The sequence below is a fragment of the Streptomyces sp. RerS4 genome, from assembly GCF_023515955.1.
Classification (GTDB): domain Bacteria; phylum Actinomycetota; class Actinomycetes; order Streptomycetales; family Streptomycetaceae; genus Streptomyces.
On record NZ_CP097322.1, the window covers coordinates 5,674,117 to 5,691,717 of the forward strand.

Annotated in this window: 18 protein-coding genes; 8 read left to right on the top strand and 10 right to left on the bottom strand. The window is 74.6% G+C overall.

The window, feature by feature from the left end; translation table 11 throughout:
• Positions 1-105: 105 nt before the first annotated feature.
• The 3 genes from M4D82_RS26200 to M4D82_RS26210 all read right to left on the bottom strand — a co-directional run bounded on the left by M4D82_RS26200 (position 106) and on the right by M4D82_RS26210 (position 3,034).
• A complete protein-coding gene (locus tag M4D82_RS26200; protein WP_249768382.1) occupies positions 106-1,383 on the bottom strand; it encodes an HRDC domain-containing protein in 1,278 nt (425 codons plus the stop codon).
• 103 nt (positions 1,384-1,486) lie between these two features.
• Entirely contained in the window at positions 1,487-2,149 is a 663-nt protein-coding gene (locus M4D82_RS26205; RefSeq protein WP_007267191.1) for a helix-turn-helix transcriptional regulator, read from the bottom strand.
• 228 nt (positions 2,150-2,377) lie between these two features.
• Entirely contained in the window at positions 2,378-3,034 is a 657-nt protein-coding gene (locus tag M4D82_RS26210; protein WP_249768383.1) for a DUF3000 domain-containing protein, read from the bottom strand.
• Between the two features lie 91 nt (positions 3,035-3,125).
• On the opposite strand from M4D82_RS26210, the gene hemE reads away from it, so the two are divergent.
• Positions 3,126-4,190, top strand: coding sequence for a uroporphyrinogen decarboxylase (gene hemE, locus M4D82_RS26215; RefSeq protein ID WP_249768384.1), 1,065 nt, complete (start codon positions 3,126-3,128; stop codon positions 4,188-4,190).
• 109 nt (positions 4,191-4,299) lie between these two features.
• Here hemE and M4D82_RS26220 read toward each other — a convergent pair whose 3' ends face one another.
• Together M4D82_RS26220 and M4D82_RS26225 are read right to left on the bottom strand one after the other, a co-directional pair.
• On the bottom strand, positions 4,300-5,682 hold the full coding sequence (locus tag M4D82_RS26220) for an FAD-dependent oxidoreductase (protein WP_249768385.1): 1,383 nt from the start codon (positions 5,680-5,682) through the stop codon (positions 4,300-4,302).
• A 68-nt stretch (positions 5,683-5,750) separates the two neighbouring features.
• Positions 5,751-6,734 carry a DUF4349 domain-containing protein gene (locus tag M4D82_RS26225; RefSeq protein WP_249768386.1) on the bottom strand — a complete coding sequence of 328 codons (984 nt, stop codon included), beginning with the start codon at positions 6,732-6,734 and terminating at the stop codon, positions 5,751-5,753.
• A gap of 140 nt (positions 6,735-6,874) precedes the next feature.
• On the opposite strand from M4D82_RS26225, the gene hemG reads away from it, so the two are divergent.
• Positions 6,875-8,323: a protoporphyrinogen oxidase gene (gene hemG / locus M4D82_RS26230; protein ID WP_249768387.1), complete on the top strand. Its 1,449-nt coding sequence runs from the start codon at positions 6,875-6,877 to the stop codon at positions 8,321-8,323.
• A 23-nt stretch (positions 8,324-8,346) separates the two neighbouring features.
• Complete coding sequence (hemQ, locus tag M4D82_RS26235; RefSeq protein WP_249768388.1) at positions 8,347-9,060, top strand: hydrogen peroxide-dependent heme synthase; 714 nt, start codon at positions 8,347-8,349, stop codon at positions 9,058-9,060.
• 137 nt (positions 9,061-9,197) lie between these two features.
• On the opposite strand, the gene M4D82_RS26240 is transcribed toward hemQ, so the two are convergent.
• The 4 genes from M4D82_RS26240 to M4D82_RS26255 all read right to left on the bottom strand — a co-directional run bounded on the left by M4D82_RS26240 (position 9,198) and on the right by M4D82_RS26255 (position 14,235).
• Positions 9,198-10,844 (bottom strand): alpha/beta hydrolase, encoded by a 1,647-nt coding sequence (locus M4D82_RS26240; RefSeq protein WP_249768389.1) that lies wholly within the window; start codon positions 10,842-10,844, stop codon positions 9,198-9,200.
• A 149-nt stretch (positions 10,845-10,993) separates the two neighbouring features.
• Entirely contained in the window at positions 10,994-12,022 is a 1,029-nt protein-coding gene (locus M4D82_RS26245) for a TIGR04222 domain-containing membrane protein (protein WP_249768390.1), read from the bottom strand.
• Positions 12,019-13,353: an MbnB/TglH/ChrH family RiPP precursor modification enzyme gene (locus tag M4D82_RS26250; RefSeq protein WP_249768391.1), complete on the bottom strand. Its 1,335-nt coding sequence runs from the start codon at positions 13,351-13,353 to the stop codon at positions 12,019-12,021. The genes M4D82_RS26245 and M4D82_RS26250 overlap by 4 nt, the downstream gene beginning before the upstream one ends.
• A 132-nt stretch (positions 13,354-13,485) precedes the next feature.
• The gene (locus M4D82_RS26255) at positions 13,486-14,235 is read right to left on the bottom strand and encodes an aminoacyl-tRNA hydrolase (RefSeq protein ID WP_249768392.1); all 750 of its coding nucleotides are present in this window, start codon (positions 14,233-14,235) and stop codon (positions 13,486-13,488) included.
• A gap of 71 nt (positions 14,236-14,306) precedes the next feature.
• On the opposite strand from M4D82_RS26255, the gene M4D82_RS26260 reads away from it, so the two are divergent.
• From M4D82_RS26260 to M4D82_RS26275, 5 genes are all read left to right on the top strand, one after another.
• Positions 14,307-14,981 carry an AIM24 family protein gene (locus M4D82_RS26260; RefSeq protein ID WP_249768393.1) on the top strand — a complete coding sequence of 225 codons (675 nt, stop codon included), beginning with the start codon at positions 14,307-14,309 and terminating at the stop codon, positions 14,979-14,981.
• Between the two features lie 68 nt (positions 14,982-15,049).
• The gene (locus M4D82_RS26265; protein ID WP_249768394.1) at positions 15,050-15,817 is read left to right on the top strand and encodes an ATP-binding cassette domain-containing protein; all 768 of its coding nucleotides are present in this window, start codon (positions 15,050-15,052) and stop codon (positions 15,815-15,817) included.
• Entirely contained in the window at positions 15,814-16,209 is a 396-nt protein-coding gene (locus M4D82_RS26270) for a hypothetical protein (protein WP_249768395.1), read from the top strand. Before M4D82_RS26265 ends, M4D82_RS26270 begins: the two co-directional genes overlap by 4 nt.
• Before the next feature lie 123 nt (positions 16,210-16,332).
• Entirely contained in the window at positions 16,333-16,461 is a 129-nt protein-coding gene (locus M4D82_RS34130) for a hypothetical protein (protein WP_283844511.1), read from the top strand.
• Between the two features lie 14 nt (positions 16,462-16,475).
• Positions 16,476-16,700, top strand: a complete 225-nt coding sequence (locus tag M4D82_RS26275) for a hypothetical protein (protein WP_249768396.1) — start codon at positions 16,476-16,478, stop codon at positions 16,698-16,700.
• A 13-nt stretch (positions 16,701-16,713) separates the two neighbouring features.
• Here the strand turns inward: M4D82_RS26275 and M4D82_RS26280 are convergent, their stop codons facing one another.
• Positions 16,714-17,571 (bottom strand): polysaccharide deacetylase family protein, encoded by an 858-nt coding sequence (locus M4D82_RS26280; protein WP_502989091.1) that lies wholly within the window; start codon positions 17,569-17,571, stop codon positions 16,714-16,716.
• Positions 17,572-17,601: the final 30 nt, after the last annotated feature.

Consider the following 17,601-nt stretch of genomic DNA (forward strand, 5'->3'; position numbering starts at 1 on the left):
CCGGGTTTGAGCGTGTTCAAAAGTGATCGGGTGACCCTGTTGCGGAATCGGGACGCAAAGAGCCCCCGACCAACGGCCGGGGGCTCTTTCGGGTGTGTCGCCGCGTCAGGCGGTCGCCGCCAGGGCGGTGACCAGGGCGGGGGTCACCTGCTCGATCTGCCAGGGGCGGGCGCCGTAACCGGCGAGGGCCGCGGCCACGGTGTCGGGCTCCAGTCGCTGCGGGGGTTCCCAGCAGAGCCGGCGCACGGTGTCCGGGGTGATCAGGTTCTCCTGCGGCAGGTTCAGCGCCTCCGCGAGCGCGGTGACGGCCGTGCGGGCCGCCGACAGCCGCGCCGCGGCGGCGGGGTCCTTGTCCGCCCAGGAGCGCGGCGGCGGCGGACCGGCCGGGGTGGCACCCGGCTGCGGCAGCTCGTTCTCGGGCAGCTCCTTGGCCCGGTCCACGGCCGCCATCCACTGGTCCAGCTGCCGGCGCCCCATCCGCTGCCCGTACCCGGGCAGCGCGGACAGCGCGTGCACGTTCGCCGGCAGGGCGAGGGCCGCCTCGACGATCGCGGCGTCCCCGAGGACCTTCCCGGGGGAGACGTCCCGGCGCTGGGCGATCCGGTCGCGGGACTCCCACAGCTCCCGCACGACCGCCATCTGCCGGCGGCGGCGGACCTTGTGCATGCCGGACGTACGCCGCCACGGGTCCTTGCGGGGCGGGGCGGGCGGCGCGGCGGCGATGGCGTCGAACTCCTGGTGGGCCCACTCCAGCTTGCCCTGGCGCTCCAGCTCCTTCTCCAGGGCGTCGCGCAGGTCCACGAGCAGCTCCACGTCCAGAGCGGCGTAGCGCAGCCACGGCTCGGGCAGCGGGCGGGTGGACCAGTCGACGGCGGAGTGGCCCTTCTCCAGGACGTAGCCGAGGACGCTCTCGACCATCGCGCCGAGTCCGACCCGGGGGAAACCGGCCAGCCGGCCGGCCAGCTCGGTGTCGAACAGCGAGGTCGGCGCCATGCCTATTTCGCGCAGGCACGGCAGGTCCTGTGTCGCGGCGTGCAGGATCCACTCGGCCCCGGACAGGGCCTCGCCGAGCGTCGACAGGTCGGGGCAGCCGATCGGGTCGATCAACGCGGACCCGGCGCCCTCGCGGCGCAGCTGCACCAGGTAGGCGCGCTGGCCGTAGCGGTATCCGGAGGCGCGTTCGGCGTCGACGGCCACGGGGCCGGTGCCCGCGGCGAAGGCCGCGACCACCCGGGCGAGGGCCTCGGGGTCGGCGACGACCGGAGGGATGCCCTCGCGGGGTTCTAGCAACGGAATGGGCCCATCGGACGAAACCTCTTCGTCCGGGGGGCCGCCCCCGGTGGTGGTGCGCAGGTCTGCTGCGGTCTCTTGGGCGTCGGTCACCGGTCAAGGGTATCCGTGGATGTGACGCGCCCGTCGCCGGAACGTTCCGTCGACGGGCGCGAGGGGGAGTGGGGTGATGCGGACCCGGGTATCTCGGGCGGGGTCAGTGGATGATCCCCGTCCGCAGGGCGACGGCGACCATCCCGGCCCGGTCGCCGGTGCCCAGCTTGCGGGCGATCCGGGCGAGGTGGGACTTGACGGTCAGGGCGGACAGGCCCATCGAGACGCCGATGGCCTTGTTGGACTGGCCCTCCGCGACGAGGCGCAGGACCTCGACCTCGCGTCCGGAGAGCTCGCGGTAGCCGCCCGGGTGGCTCGGGGCGCCCGGGGGGCGGCGGTGCATGCGCGCGGCGGCGGCGCCGATGGGGGCGGCGCCGGGCCGGGTGGGGAGCCCGATGTTGGTCCGCGTACCGGTGACGACGTAGCCCTTCACACCGCCGGCGAGGGCGTTGCGCACGGCGCCGATGTCGTCGGCGGCGGACAGGGCCAGGCCGTTCGGCCAGCCGGCGGCGCGGGTCTCGGAGAGCAGGGTGAGACCGGAACCGTCGGGCAGGTGGACGTCGGCCACGCAGATGTCACGAGGGCTGCCGACGCGGGGGCGGGCCTCCGCGATGGACGACGCCTCGATCACGTCACGGACTCCGAGGGCCCACAGATGGCGGGTCACGGTGGAACGGACGCGCGGGTCGGCCACGACGACCATGGCCGTCGGCTTGTTCGGGCGGTAGGCGACCAGGCTTGCGGGCTGCTCGAGAAGAACGGACACCTAGGCCTCCTGGGGGAGTGGCGGGACGGCCGGCTCGGGGAAGGAAGCCGGTGCGAACCGTGCGGATGGTCACTGACTCCTTCGGCACGTCACCCGCCCGGCTTTAGGGAATGATCACGATTTGGTGAGTAACAATTCGGGCAATTCGGACGCACGATCGATCACGCGACGGTCAGAAGCCCGCACGGGACGCCCGGTTTTGACAACCCGTCAACGCCGCCCCGACCCCTACGGGTGGTGCGGACCGCGCCGCTGTGGCAGCGACACCACGCCCGTACCCGCGTCCGTCGGTCCTACCGGGGGCAGCCCCGCGATCTGGCACAGCAGCTCGCACCACGCCGACAGGTGCGCCGAGGTGTCCGGCACCCCGCCCACCCCCTCACGGGGCGTCCACGAGGCCCTGATTTCGATCTGCGTGGCCGCACGCCGCTCCCCGAGCCCGCCGAAGTAGTGCGAGCTCGCCATGGTGACGGTTCCGCTCGCCTCCCCGTACGTCAACCCGCGCGCTTCCAGTGCCCCCGTCAACCAGGACCAGCAGACCTCCGGCAGGAGTGGATCGGCCGCCATCTCCGGCTCCAGCTCCGCCCGTACGAGCGTCACCAGCCGGAAGGTGCCGCGCCACGCCTCGTGCCCGGCGGGATCGTGCAGCAGGATCAGGCGCCCGTCGGCGAGATCGTCCTCGCCGTCCACGACGGCCGCCTCCAGCGCGTACGCGTACGGCGCCAGGCGCTGCGGCGGCTTCGTCGGGTCGATCTCGATCCCGGGCCGCAGTCTCGCCTTCCTCAAGCCGTCGACCGCCCGTCGGAACGGGAGCGGGACGGAGGTCTCCTTCGCGCTGTCCGTACCGTCGGCGCCATCTGAAAATCGTCCCTGAGCCGCAGCCATGCCGGGAAGACTAGGCGCAGCGGGCGCCCGTACGGCGCAGGGACACCCGGCCCGCGCCGGGCACTTCTTCATACGTGCGAAGATTTGAGTCGTGAGCGCCAACGATCGCCCCCAGGGCCTGCCGAGTCAGACGTACGATTCCGCCTTCCTGAAGGCGTGCCGGCGCGAGCCGGTGCCGCACACCCCGGTGTGGTTCATGAGGCAGGCCGGCCGCTCACTCCCCGAGTACCGCAAGGTGCGCGAGGGCACGGCCATGCTGGAGTCCTGCATGCGCCCCGATCTGGTCACCGAGATCACCCTGCAGCCGGTGCGCCGCCACGACGTCGACGCGGCGATCTTCTTCTCCGACATCGTGGTCCCGCTGAAGGCCATCGGCGTCGACCTCGACATCAAGCCGGGCATCGGCCCCGTCGTCGCCCGACCGATCCGTCGTCGCGAAGACCTCGCACAGCTGCGCGACCTCACCCCGGAGGACGTCTCCTACGTCACCGAGGCGATCGGCATGCTCACGGGTGAACTGGGCGGCACGCCGTTGATCGGGTTCGCCGGAGCGCCTTTCACCCTCGCGAGCTACCTCGTCGAGGGCGGTCCGTCGAAGAACCACGAGCACACCAAGGCCCTCATGTACGGGGACCCGCAGCTGTGGGCCGAGCTCCTCGACCGCCTCGCCGAGATCACCTCCGCCTTCCTGAAGGTCCAGATCGAGGCCGGCGCCTCCGCGATCCAGCTCTTCGACTCCTGGGTCGGCGCGCTGGCGCCCGCCGACTACCGCCGCTCGGTGATGCCGGCGTCGGCGAAGGTCCTGGAATCCGTCGCCTCGTACGGGGTCCCGCGCATCCACTTCGGCGTGGGCACCGGTGAGCTGCTCGGGCTGATGGGCGAGGCCGGGGCGGACGTCGTGGGCGTCGACTACCGGGTCTCGCTCGACGAGGCCGCCCGCCGGGTCGGCCCCGGCAAGGCGCTCCAGGGGAACCTGGACCCGGCGGTCCTGTTCTCCACCGAGGACGCGGTGCGGGCCAAGACGGACGAGGTCCTCGCGGCCGCGGCCGGCCTGGAGGGTCACGTCTTCAACCTCGGCCACGGCGTCCTCCCGACCACCGACCCCGACGCGCTGACCCGCCTGGTGGACTACGTCCACACCAAGACGGCCCGCTAGGCCCTGCCGCGCCGCTGCCGGGGGCTCTGCCCCCGGACCCCCGCGCCTCAAACGCCGGCGAGGCTGGATTTTCCAGCCCGTCCGGCGCTTGAGCCCCGGTGAACCGGGTTCAGACGCCCGCCGCCCGCACCGCTGAGACCGCCTTGCGGGCCGCCACCAGGACGGGGTCCCAGACCGGGGAGAACGGGGGCGCGTAGCCCAGGTCGAGGGAGACGACCTGTTCCACCGTCATCCCGGCCGTCAGGGCGACCGCCGCGATGTCCACCCGCTTCGCGGCACCGGCCCCGCCGACGATCTGCACGCCCAGCAGCCGCCCCGTACGCCGCTCCGCCAGCATCTTCACCGTCATCTCCGCCGCCCCCGGGTAGTACCCCGCCGTGTTCGTCGACCGGATCGTCGCCGTCACGAAGCGCAGGCCCGCCGCCAGCGCGTCCCGCTCCCGCAGCCCCGTCCGGGCGATCTCCAGGTCGCAGACCTTGCTGACGGCCGTGCCCACCACCCCGGGGAACGTCGCGTAGCCGCCGCCCACGCCCGAGCCGATCACCTGGCCGTGCTTGTTGGCGTGCGTGCCCAGCGGAATGTGCCGATTGCGGCCCGCCACCAGGTCCAGGACCTCCACGCAGTCACCGCCCGCCCAGATGTCCTCGTACCCCCGCACCCGCATGGACAGGTCCGTCAGCAGACCGCCCGACTCGCCGAGCGGCAGCCCCGCCTCCCGGGCCAGTGCCGTACGCGGCTCCACGCCGATGCCGAGCACCACCACGTCCGCCGGGTACTCCTCCCCGTCCTCGGTGGCCACCGCCCGCGCCCGGCCCTCCTCGTCGGTGAGGATCTTCGCCACCTCGGCGCGGGAGACCGTACGGATCCCCATGCGGTTCATCGCGCTGTGCACCAGGCCGCCCATGTCCGGGTCCAGCGTCGACATCGGCTGCTCGCCCCGGTTCAGGACGGTGACCTCGAAACCCCGCTCGACCAGGGCCTCCGCCATCTCCACGCCGATGTAGCCCGCGCCGACCACCACCGCGCGCCGGCCCTCCGTACGCTCCAGGGTGGCCATCAGCCGCGTGCCGTCGTCCAGGGACTGGACCCCGTGCACCCCGTGCGCCCCGATCCCGGGGAGCTTCGGGCGGACGGGGCGGGCGCCCATCGCGAGGACCAGCTTGTCGTAGCCCGTCCAGGTCTCGACGCCGCTGTCCAGGTCCAGGGCGCGCACCCGCCGCCCGGCCACGTCCAGCTCCACGACCTCGGTCCGCATCCGCAGGTCGATGTCGCGGGCCCGGTGCTCCTCGGGGGTCCGCGCGATCAGCCCGTCCCGCTCGGCGACGTGCCCGCCGATCCAGTACGGGATCCCGCACGCCGAGTACGAGGTGAAGTGGCCGCGCTCGAACGCGACGATGTCCAGCTCCGCCGGGCCCTTCAGCCGCCGTGCCTGCGACGCGGCGGACATCCCCGCCGCGTCGCCGCCGACCACCACCAGTCGTTCCTTCGCCATCGTCCGCCCCGTTCCGCGCCGTTGCCGTATCCGGTTCTACGGGAACACGCTACGGGTGCCCGCGCCCCTCAGCCCTCCCCGTCCTCCACCCCCGCTCCGGTCGGGGCCGGCGCCTGGTGGGGGACCCGTACGGGCTCCGGGCCCGGCTTCGGCTTCGCCGGGCGCAGCCGGCGGTACCCCTTGAAGCCCAGCACGACCAGCACGGCGGCCAGCGCGAACGGCAGCACCGCGGCGAGCGCCAACACCACGTACCGCACCAGTGTGGAGAACACCGACCAGCCGCCGGAGAGGGCGTCCCCGAAGGCCGGCGGCTCCTTCTCCTTCGCCTTCTTCTCCTCCGGCTTCGGCGCCGGTTCGGAGACCGACAGCGTGATCGTGCCCATGGAGGTCTGGTCCCTCAGCGCGTTCTGCTGGGCCAACAGCGACTCCAGGTCGGCCTGACGCCGGCTCAGTTCGCTCTCCAGCATCACCACGTCGGACAGGCCCGAGGCCTTCTCCATCATCTCCCGCACCCGGGCCACGCTGGCCTGCTGCGACTTGACCCGGCTGTCGACGTCGGCGACCTTCTCGGTCACGTCCTGCGCCTCGACCTTCCGGTTCAGCAACTTCCCGCCGCCCTCCAGGGCGCCGATCACCGCGTCGAAGCGGTCACCGGGCACGCGCAGGGTCAGCGTCGAGGTCATCCGGCCGTCCGCGCCGCGCTCGGTGGACTCGTTGCCGACGTAGCCGCCCGCGCCCTCGGCCGCCGTGCGCGCCGTCGCCAGGACCTCCTGCGGCCGCGTCGTCTCGATACCGAGCCTGCCCGTACGGATGACGTTCGGGCGGACGGCGGCCGGCTGCTGCCCCGGCTTCCCGTTCGCCGTCGAGGGGGCGGCGGCCGCGCCTCCCCCCGGCTGCGCGGCGCCCTCGGCCGCCGCCTCGCGCGGGGCCGCCGCGGCCTTGTCGCCGGCCTGCGGGGACGCGTCGGCGGCGCAGCCGGTGAGAGCGATGACCCCGGCCAGGGCCAGGGTCGCGAGACCCGCCGCCGAGCGACGTCTGTGGAACGCGTGCATCGTGAATACCCCCCGTGGGATCGGCTGATGTCGCCGTTTCGACGTCCAGGGTCGCGTCCGGGGTTTCGTACGCACGGCATCGAGGCGGTCCCGATGAGGTCACGGTCCGGCCTCACCGATCGGTCTGAGACGATGTGTCCATGAACGAAGCGGACATGCGTACGGAACGGCAGGGTCGCACCGGCCATGTCGTCGTCGTGGGCGGCGGCATCGCCGGCCTCGCCGCGGCGCACCGGCTGCTCGCCGACGGCCTGCGCGTGACCCTCCTGGAGGCGGGCCCCCGCCTCGGCGGCAAGCTCCACGCAGGCGAACTGGCCGGCGTACGCGTCGACCTGGGCGCCGAATCGATCCTCGCCCGCCGCCCCGAAGGCGTGGAACTCGCCAAGGCCGTCGGCCTCGGCGACGCCCTCCAGGCCCCCGCCACCACCACCGCCCACCTGTGGACCCGCGGCGCCCTGCGGCCCATGCCGCGCGGCCACGTCATGGGCGTCCCCGCCGAATCCGGACCCCTCGCCGCCTCCGGAGTGCTCTCCCCCGAGGGACTGGCCCGCATCGGCGCCGAGAGCGCCCTGCCGCCCGCCGAGATCGGCGAGGACGTCGCGGTGGGCGAGTACGTCGCCGCGCGCCTGGGCCACGAGGTCGTCGACCGGCTCGTGGAACCGCTGCTCGGCGGCGTCTACGCGGGCAACGCCTACCGCATCTCGATGCGGGCCGCCGTCCCCCAGCTCTTCGAGGCCGCCCGCACCCACACCCTGCTGGGCGAGGGCGTCCGCGCACTCCAGCGCCGGGCGGCCGGGCAACCGCAGGCGAGCGGCCCCGTCTTCGCCGGCATCGACGGCGGCATCGGGCGGCTCCCGCAGGCCGTCGCCGACGCCTGCCGGGCCGCCGGCGCGGACCTGCGGACGGGAGCCCCCGTCAGCGAGGTCCTGCGGACGCCGCACGGCTGGCGGGTCGTGACCGACACCGGGGCCGTCGAGGCCGACGGCGTGATCGTCGCCGTCCCCGCCGGACCGGCCGCCCGCCTCCTCGCCCCCCTCGCCCCGGCCGCCGCCGCCGGGCTGCGCGAGGTCGAGTACGCCTCCATGGCCCTGGTGACCATGGCCTTCCGCCGCTCCGAGCTGCCCGAGGCCATCACGACGGGGAGCGCCAGCGGCTTCCTCGTGCCGCCCGTCGACGGCCGCACCATCAAGGCCTCCACCTTCTCCAGCAACAAGTGGTCCTGGGCCGGCGCCGACCCCGACCTCTTCCTGCTGCGCACCTCCGTCGGCCGGCACGGCGACGAAGGGGACCTGGACCGCGACGACGCCGAACTCGTCGACGTCTCCCTCGCCGACCTCCGCGAGGCCGTGGGCCTCACCGCCCGGCCCGTCGCCTCCACCGTCACCCGCTGGAACGACGGCCTGCCCCAGTACCCCGTCGGCCACCTCACCCGCGTCGCCCGCATCCGCGCCGCCGTGGCCGACCTGCCGGGCCTCGCCGTGTGCGGAGCCCTCTACGAAGGCGTGGGCATCCCGGCCTGCGTCGCCGGGGCCGGGAAGGCGGTCGACGCGGTCCTCGCCTCGATGGCCACCCCTGGCGCAGACCACTGATCAGCACACGGGACAATGGACACATGACTGCACCAGAGAAGATTCCCAACGCGGGGAAGAAGGCGAAGGACCTCAACGAGGTCATCCGCTACACCCTGTGGTCCGTCTTCAAGCTGAAGGACGTCCTCCCGGAGGACCGCGCCGGGTTCGCCGACGAGGTCCAGGAGCTCTTCGACCAGCTGGCCGCCAAGGACATCACCGTCCGCGGCACCTATGACGTCTCCGGCCTGCGCGCCGACGCGGACATCATGATCTGGTGGCACGCGGAGACCGCCGACGAGCTGCAGACCGCCTACAACCTGTTCCGCCGCACCAAGCTGGGTCGCGCGCTGGAGCCGGTGTGGTCGAACATGGCCCTGCACCGCCCGGCCGAGTTCAACAAGTCGCACATCCCGGCCTTCCTCGCCGACGAGGTCGCCCGCGACTACGTCAGCGTCTACCCGTTCGTACGCTCGTACGACTGGTACCTGCTGCCCGACGAGGACCGTCGCCGCATGCTCGCCGACCACGGCAAGATGGCCCGCGGCTACCCCGACGTGCGCGCCAACACCGTCGCCTCGTTCTCGCTGGGCGACTACGAGTGGCTGCTCGCCTTCGAGTCCGACGAGCTCTACCGCATCGTCGACCTCATGCGTCACCTGCGTGCCTCCGAGGCCCGGATGCACGTCCGCGAAGAGGTGCCCTTCTACACCGGGCGCCGCAAGTCCGTCGCCGATCTGGTGGCAGGGCTCGCCTGATACCTCCCCTGGGGGGAAGGACCGGAGGACGACCGCGGACCAGCGGCCTCGGCCTCCGGTGATCGGGTGGCTGGGCCTGATCCGCAGGACAGGCCCCAACCCCCGAATCGACGCAGCCGGAGACCCCGCCCGGAAGTTCAGACGAACGGCGGCAGCAGCGCCCTGGGAGCGCTCGCCGCCCGCTCGTCCAGCGACACCGGCGCGGGCTCCGGATGCGGCGCGCACGCGACGCGCCACCCCGGGGTGGCCCCCGTCAGCAGGTACCGCTCCACGTGGCGGTCCACGCATCCGTTGCGTCCGCCCACCACGCCGTGGGTACCGGCCCCCCGCTCCGTGACCAGCGCGGCACCCGGCCCGAGCCGCCGTTGCAGCTCCAGCGCGCCCGGGTAGGGCGTCGCCCCGTCCCGTTCCGCCGCGACCACCAGGGTCCCCGCGAGCCCCCGCCGCCCCGCCCCGACGGGCGTCGGCCGCTGCCGTACGGGGACCGGCCAGGACGCGCACGGCAGGTTGAGGAAGGCGTTCGCCCAGGTCTCGAAGGGCGCCCGCCGGGCCAGTTCGGTGTTGTCCCGGTCCCAGGTCTCCCAGTCGGCGGGCCACGGGGCGTCGTTGCACAGCACCGCCGTGTAGACCGCCGTCGCGTTCGCGACCTCGGCCGCCCGCTCCGGATCGGGGGCCGCCTGCTCGGTGAGCGGGCGCGGGTCGCCGCGCAGGAACGCGGCCAGGGCGGCCGCCCGCTCGGGCCACACGTCGTCGTAGTAGGCCGCCTGGAGGTACGCGGCGTGCAGCTCGCCCGTCCCCACGACCCCGCCCGCCGGGGTGCGGGCCAGGGCCGCGCGGACCCGCTCGTAACTCTCCCCGACCGCCCGCGGGGTGGCGCCGAGCCCGTACGCGGCGTCGTGCCGGGCCGCCCAGGCGCGGAAGTCGGCCCAGCGGCGTTCGAAGGCCGGGGCCTGGTCGAGGTTGTTGCGGTACCAGACGCGGCGCGGGTCGGGATCCACCGCCGAGTCGAGGACCATGCGGCGGACCCGGTCCGGGAAGAGGGTGGCGTAGACGGCCCCGAGGTAGGTGCCGTAGGAGGCGCCCATGAACGTCAGCCGCCGCTCGCCGAGGGCCGCCCGCAGCACGTGCAGGTCACGGACGTTGTCCAGCGTCGTGTAGTGCGCGAGGGCCGGCCCCGCGTGGCGGGCGCAGCCGAGGGCGTAGGCGCGGGCGGCGGCCCGCCGCTCGGCCTTGTACGCGGGCGAGGGAACGGCCTGCACCTGCGTGGGCGCACGGCGCCGCTGCTTTGGCTCCTCGCAGGTCAGCGGGGCGGAGCGGCCCACGCCACGCGGGGCGTAGCCGACGAGGTCGTAGGCGGCGGCGATCCGCTTCCAGGCGGGCCGCCCGGCCATGAGCGGGAAGTACATCCCCGAGGCGCCCGGCCCGCCCGGGTTGTACACGAGCGCGCCCTGGCGGGCGGCGCCGTCCTGGCCGGTGGCCGGGACGCGGCTGACGGTGAGGGAGATCTCCGGGCCGTCGGGGCGGGCGTAGTCGAGGGGGACGCGCAGGGTCGCGCAGCGCACCGGATCGGGCAGCCCCTCGACGGCGGGACAGGGCCCGAACGCGAGCCCCTGCCCGTCCTCGGCGCGCGCGGCCGCCTGACGCGCGACCCGTTCGGCGCCCGCGTTCGCGACGGCGGCGAGGGCGGTGTCCGCCGCTCGGGCGGGGGCCGTGGGCGGTGCGCACAGGGCGAGGGAGAGGGCCGCCGCGACCGACCCGTAGCGCGTGAGCGTCGTCGTCCGCATGGCGACCCTTCGTTCTCATCGACTGGTCCGATGAGATGCCGGCGCCGCGCCCCTGTACAGGCCCACCGCCGGGTGTCGGGCACCGTCCCCCCGAATGCCCCAACCCCACCCGAGGCCGGCCTGGGTCACGCCACCGTCGTGACGGCCCCTCAGGAGCTGCTGGAGCTGCTGGAGCAGCTGGAACCGGAGCTGGAGCCGGCACAACTGGAACCGGACGAGGAAGAGCAGCCGGAACCGGACGAGGAGGAGCAGCTCGACCCGGAGGAGCCGCTGCCGCACCCCCCGCCCCCGCCCGAGCCGCCCCCGTCGCTCCCGGCGCACCACAGCACCGGGACCACCTCCCCGAACGCCTCGGACGAGCCGGACGACAGGCGCGACCCACGCGCCGAGCCGTGTCCGCGTGCCTGGGCGGCCGCCAGCCGGGTGCTCCGGGCGGCGGGTACCAACTGCTCGCGCAGGTACGGGTCGCTCAGCCCCGCCAACCCGAACAGCGCGGTCGCGACGGCGGGGTTCGGGTCCCCGGCGTACCGGGCCCGCATCGCGGCGAGGGCCTGCCGTCCCGCCGGGGTCAGCCGCTGCCGGGCCCCCTTCGCGCACGCGGCACCGACGACGATCCCGATGAGCAGGGCGGGGAAGACCTTGACGAGGAACGGCACCTGCGAGTCCGGCTCCACGGCCCAGGCCACGAAGGTGAGCGGGATCGAGAGCGGCACCCACACCCCGCACACCACCGCCTGCGCGATACCCCAGAGCCGCCACCGACGCCCGGTGCCGGGCGGCAGCAGCAGCCCGCGCGCCGCGAGCCCGTCGCCGACCTCCTGGACCGCCGGGTCCAGCATGGCGGCGTAGCGCACCTGGTACAGCCAGCCGGACGGAGCCCGCAGGAGGGCCGAGACGACGGCCCGCTCGGCGGGGTCGACCGCCTGCGCCCCGTACCGCAGCCGCACGATCCCCGGGCCGCCGACCGTCAACCGGCCGTCCCCGAGCAGCGACACGAGCGCGGCGTCGATCACCGCCCCGGGGCCGCCCGCCAGGAAGGCGGCCTCCGACAGGTCGTGCAGCGTCGGGGCGGCCGCCGTCACGGTGGACCGGGAGCGGTGCAGGCCGCGCAGCAGGAGCGCGGTGGAGGCGATGACGGCGACCCAGACGGCGACGGCGAGGAGGTCGAAGGCGTTCACGCGCCCCTCCCCACCAGGGCACGGGCCCAGCGCACGATCCGCCGGGGCGGCCTGGCCCCGGCGCGGTCCTGCCACCAGGCGGTGAGCCGGCGGCGGGCCGCGGGGTCGTCCGGCAGGTCCTGGATCAGGAGGTGCTCGGCGAAGTCCAGGGCGTCGCGGCGGTAGCCGGCCGTCATGGGACGGTGGCGGGCGTAGCCGAGGAAGGCCTCGCGGTAGGGGGTGGGACCGCCCAGGATCCGGGGGAGTTCGGGCGCGACCTTCGCGACCACGGAGGCCCGCTTCGCGGCGAGCGCCCGGGTCTGGACGCGGACGCGTCCCCGGTCGAAGCCCTCGGGTACGGGGGTCCCCGCGACCAGGGCCGACAGCAGGGCCGCCTGCCCGAGCGCCACCCGAGTCCGCACGGCGTCCCCGACCCCGCCGCCCGCGCCGGCCTCCCCGCCCCTACCGGCCGCGCCCGCGCCGGCGGCCGCCTCCGCGGCCACCTCAGGTCGGCTCGCCGGTCCGGGCGGTGCGTCGCGGATCGTCACCACCTCGCGGATGCGGGCCAGTTCGCCGGCCAGTTCCGCTTCCGGCGGGAAGTCGTCGTCCCGTTCCAGCAGCACCCCCGGCGGGTCCACCCGCTCGCGCAGCCGCGCCAGGACGTCGAGCACCACCGGCGGCACCGGGTGCGCGTGCGTGTCGTGCCAGACCCCGTCGCGCTCCACCCCACCGGCCACGTGCACGTACGCCAGCGCCTCCAGCGGGATGGCGTCCAGGACGGCCGCCGGGTCCTCGCCCCGGTTGACGCGGTTGGTGTGCAGGTTCGCCACGTCCACGAGGAGGCGTACGCCGGTCCGTTCCACCAGCTCCGTCAGGAACTGCCCCTCCGTCAGTTCCTCCCCGGGCCAGGAGATGAGCGCGGCGATGTTCTCCAACGCCAGCGGCACGGGCAGCGCGTCCTGCGCGATCCGGACGTTCTCGCACAGCACGTCCAGCGCGTCCCGCGTCCGGGCCACGGGCAGCAGGTGCCCGGCTTCCAGGACGGGCGTGGAGGTCCGTACGAACGCGATGTGCTCGGTGACCAGCGGCGCGCCCAGCGCCACGGCCCGCTCGCCGAGCGCGACCAGCCGGTCGGGGTCGGGGCGGTCGGCGCCGCCGAGCCCCAGCGACACCCCGTGCGGGACCACGCGCACCCCGCGCTCGCGCAGCCGCACCAGCGAGTCGGGCAGGTGGCCGGGGCAGACGTTCTCCGCCACCACCTCGACCCAGTCCAGGCCGTCGAGCCGCTCGACCGCGTCCGCGATCTCGGGCCTCCAGCCGATTCCCACCCCCAGGCGTTCCATGGGCTTCATGTCCCCCTCGCCCCCTCTCGAACCGTCCTGCCCGTGTCATCACCGCGCCCGGGTGGGGCCAACCGTCAAGGAGGGACGTTCAGAGCAACATTTGAGGTTCCCGGCCCCCTCACGAGCGGTGGAGCGGTGGCCTCAGAGCCGGGCCCGCAGGGCCGGGTGGTCCGAGACGACCGTGCAGGAGCCCGGCGCGATCTCCGTGAAGCCGGCGTCCCGCACCACCGGCAGCCCGCTCCCGCTGAGCCCGGCCCACCGCTCGCGCGGGGCGGTGCGTACGGCCAGCCGGAACCCGTCCGCCTGCCACGCCCGCCGCTCGGCGCCCGTCAGCTCCCACCACGCCAACTGCGCGGCGTGCCCGGCCTGGGCCATCGCCTTGCCCGCCGACATGTCGAGGTCCGGGTTCAACCACAGCACCGGAAGCCCGGCCTCCGGCTCGGCGACGGGCTCCGGGTCGTCCAGGTCGGTGCCCGACACCTGGAGCTTGGCCAGCTCCTTGGGCCAGCCGTCGAGCGGGACCGGCGGGAAGACCCGTACCTCCGCGTCCCGACCGTGCACGGTGATGCCCGCCAGGGTGCCCGCCTTGCGCCACTCCGCCCCGCGCGCCCGCCGCACCACCTTGCGGATCCGGGCGTCCTGCCAGTCGCGGACGGCGTCGGCCCACTCGCCCTCGTCGTGCGCCCGCTCGTCCGTCAGCAGCACCAGCACCGCGCGGGCGGCCGTCTCCAGCGCGTCCGTCCGGGCCGGCGGCCCGTCCTTCTCGATGCGCACGACCAGCGGCAGCACGAACTGCGGCGCCTCGTCGCGGCTGATCCGCCCCTGGCGGAACGGGCTGTCCGCCCCGACGGCGGGTACGTCTGTGGTCTGGTCGGTGTGCCTGCTGCTCATCCCGCCAAGGATGCCAGGCTCCACCCTGAGGAGGATGCCGAGGGGGTCCGGGCCGGGCCAGTATCAAGGGCATGAAGAGCGATCTTTTCTCGTCCGACAACCTGGCGCAGCCGGCCGCCGCACCCGGCATGACCCTGCAGAACGCCAAGTCCGTCAAGTACACCGTCGACGGTGAGATGTTCGCCCGCCAGGGCTCGATGGTCGCCTTCCGGGGCGACCTGAAGTTCGAGCGCAAGGGGCAGGGCATAGGCGGCATGCTCAAGCGGGCCGTCACGGGCGAGGGCCTCGCGCTGATGTCCGTACGCGGGCGCGGCGAGGCCTGGTTCGCCCACCAGGGCGGCCACTGCTTCCTCATCGACTTCGAGCCGGGCGACGCGCTGACCGTCAACGGCCGCAACGTCCTGTGCTTCGACCCGACGCTGTCCTACGAGATCAGGATGGTCAAGGGCGCCGGCATGACCGGCGGCGGCCTCTTCAACAGCCTCTTCACCGGCACGGGCAAGCTCGCCGTCGTGTGCGACGCGAGCCCGATCATCATCCCCGTCACCCCGCACGCACCCGTCTACGTCGACACCGACGCGGTCGTCGGCTGGAGCGCCTCCCTCGACACCGGACTGCACCGCTCCCAGTCGGTCGGTTCCATGATCCGGGGCGGCTCCGGCGAGGCCGTCCAGCTGAAGCTGAGCGGCGAGGGCTTCGTCATCGTCCGCCCCAGCGAGGTAACCGAAACGACGGCGGCCCACTGAGCCCGCTCACCCCGGCCCCGCTCACCCTGACCGGGGTCGGCCGCCGATACGGGCGGCGTAGGCCCTGGGTGCTGCGCGGTGTCTCGGCGGAGCTGTCGCCCGGCGCGCTCGTCCGCGTCGAGGGCGGCAACGGCGGTGGCAAGTCCACCCTGTTGCGTCTCCTCGCGGGGATCGACACCGCGACCGAGGGGCGCGTGGAGGGCCGCCCGCGCCGCACCGCCTACGTCCCCGAACGCTTCCCGGCGGCCCTGCCGCTCACGGCCGGCTCCTACGTGACCCACCTCGGCCGGGTGCACGGCCTGTCGGGCCCCGAGGCAGCCCGCCGCGCCTCGGCGGCCCTGGAACGCTTCGGGGCCGCCGCGCACGCCCGCACGCCGATGGCGGAACTGTCCAAGGGCACCAGCCAGAAGGTGGCCGTCGCCCAGGCCCTGGTCGCCGAGCCCGACCTGCTCGTCCTCGACGAGGCGTGGACCGGACTGGACGCCCCCGCCCGCGCCGAACTCGACCGGGCCGTCACCGAGCGCACCGCCGCCGGGGGCACGGTGGTGTTCGTCGACCACGACCCCGGACGCCTCGCCGGCCTGCCCGACGCCCGCTACCGCCTCGAAGGCGCGGCCCTGCTGCTCGTCGACGCCGCGCCGTCCCCCGGGTCCCTCGTACGGATCCACGTGGACGGCCCACCCGGCGCGACCCCGCCCGAGGGCCCGGCCGGCGTACCGGCCCCCGGGGGCGGGCTCCTGCTGACCGTCGACGCCGACCGCTCCGACTCCGTGCTGCGCGCCCTGCTCACCGCGAACCCGCCCTGGCACGTCCGCGCCGTCAAGGAACTGCCGTGATACCCCTGCTCCGCTACCAGAGCGCGCTGCTGCTGCGCTCGCACGCCTGGGTCGCCCCGCTCGTCGTCTACGCGGCCTTCGTGACGATCGGGATCCGGCCCGGCGACCGGACGCTGGACTCCCTCGGTCTCGCCGCCGCCGGCCTGGTCCCGCAGACCGCCTGGCTGGTCCGGATCTGCGTGAACGCCGAACCCCCGGCGGCACGGGCCTGCTCGGCGGCCGCCGCCGGAGCCTCCCGCACGCACGCCGCGGCCCTGCTCACCGCTCTGACCGGGGCCCTGCTCGCGGGCGCGGCCGGCGCCGGCTACGCCCTGGCCACCGGGGACCTCACCGGGCAGGACCCCGCACGGGCCGTCCTCGCGGGGCGGTGGCGGTCGCGGCCTGCGCCCTGACGGGGCCGCCGTGGGCACGGCGTGCAGCAGACCCCTGGTGCCGGGGCGAGGCCGGGCGGTGCTCGCCGGCGCCCTCGGCTCCCTGCTGGCCTGGGTCGTGGCCGTCTCCCGGCCCGCGCGGCGGTGACCGCGCTGGTCACGGCCGCCCGCACCGACGCGGTGCCCCTGCCGCTGCTCCCGCTCGGGGGCGCGGTGCTGCTCGCGGGCTGCGCCGGCGTGGCGGCCTGCCTGGCCGCCGCGCGCCGGGGCTGAGTAGGCTCGTGGGCATGGAAGCGGAGCAGGAGCGGGAACCGGTGCTTCAGGCGGACGAGGGTGCACCGTCGTACTGCGACGCCCCGGGCGGCGCGCCCGACGGGCGAGTGGACGGGCCGCCGTACGCCGACTGCGTGGAGTGCGGCAAGCCCACCGAATACGGGGTCGCGACCCCGGGCCGGGTGCTGTGCCCGGTGTGCGAGTGGCAGGACGCGCAGCGCACCGCCTGCTCGGGCTGAGCGGCGCAGCCGCTCACTTCCCGATGAGGTCGGACACCTTCACGAAGCGGTAGCCGCGCTTGCGCAGCTCCGGGACGATCTTCCGGACGGCCTCCTCGGTGACCGGCGCGGCGCTGCGCGTGCAGTGCATGACCACCACCGAGCCCGGTTTGACCCCGGCCAGGACCTGCTGCGCCACCGCGTCGGGATCCTTGGCGAAGGCGTCGCCGCTGACCACGTCCCACTGCACGGCGGTGACCTTGGCGGTGGCGATGGCCCGCAGCGCCTGGTCGTCGTAGCAGCCGCCGGGGAAGCGGAAGTAGGGGACCGTGTTGACGGCTCCGGCCTTGCGGAACGCCGCGAACGCCCGGTCGACGTCGGCGCGCGCGGCCTCGGCGTCGAGCGTGGGCAGGCCGTAGCAGGGGGACTTGAAGGCGTGGTGGCTGTACGAGTGGTTGGCGACCTCGAAGTTCGGGTCGGTGCCGATGGCCTGCGCCTGGTCCGGGTACTCCTCGGCCCAGCGGCCCGTCATGAAGACCGTCGACGGCACCTGGAGCCGGCGCAGGGTGGAGATCAGCTCGGGGTTGTCGAAGCGTTCGCCGGAGGCGGCGCGCGGGCCCTGGTCCGCGGTCATGTCGGCGTCGAAGGTCAGGGCGACGGTCTTGTCGGTCTGCTTGCGGGCCCGTTCGAAGACGGGGGTCAGGCCGTTCGGGCCGGGTGCCATGGTCGGCGCCTTGCCGGGTGCCCCGGGCTGCGGGGAGGCCTGCGCGGAGGGGGACGCCGGGGACGCGGAGCCCGCCGGGTTGCCCAGGCGGGCCTGGCCGCCGCCCTGCGACGTACCGGCGCCGCCCGAGCATCCCGCGAGGGCGGCACCGATCACGGCTGCGGCCATCACTTTGCGTACATAGTGGGTCACGTACGC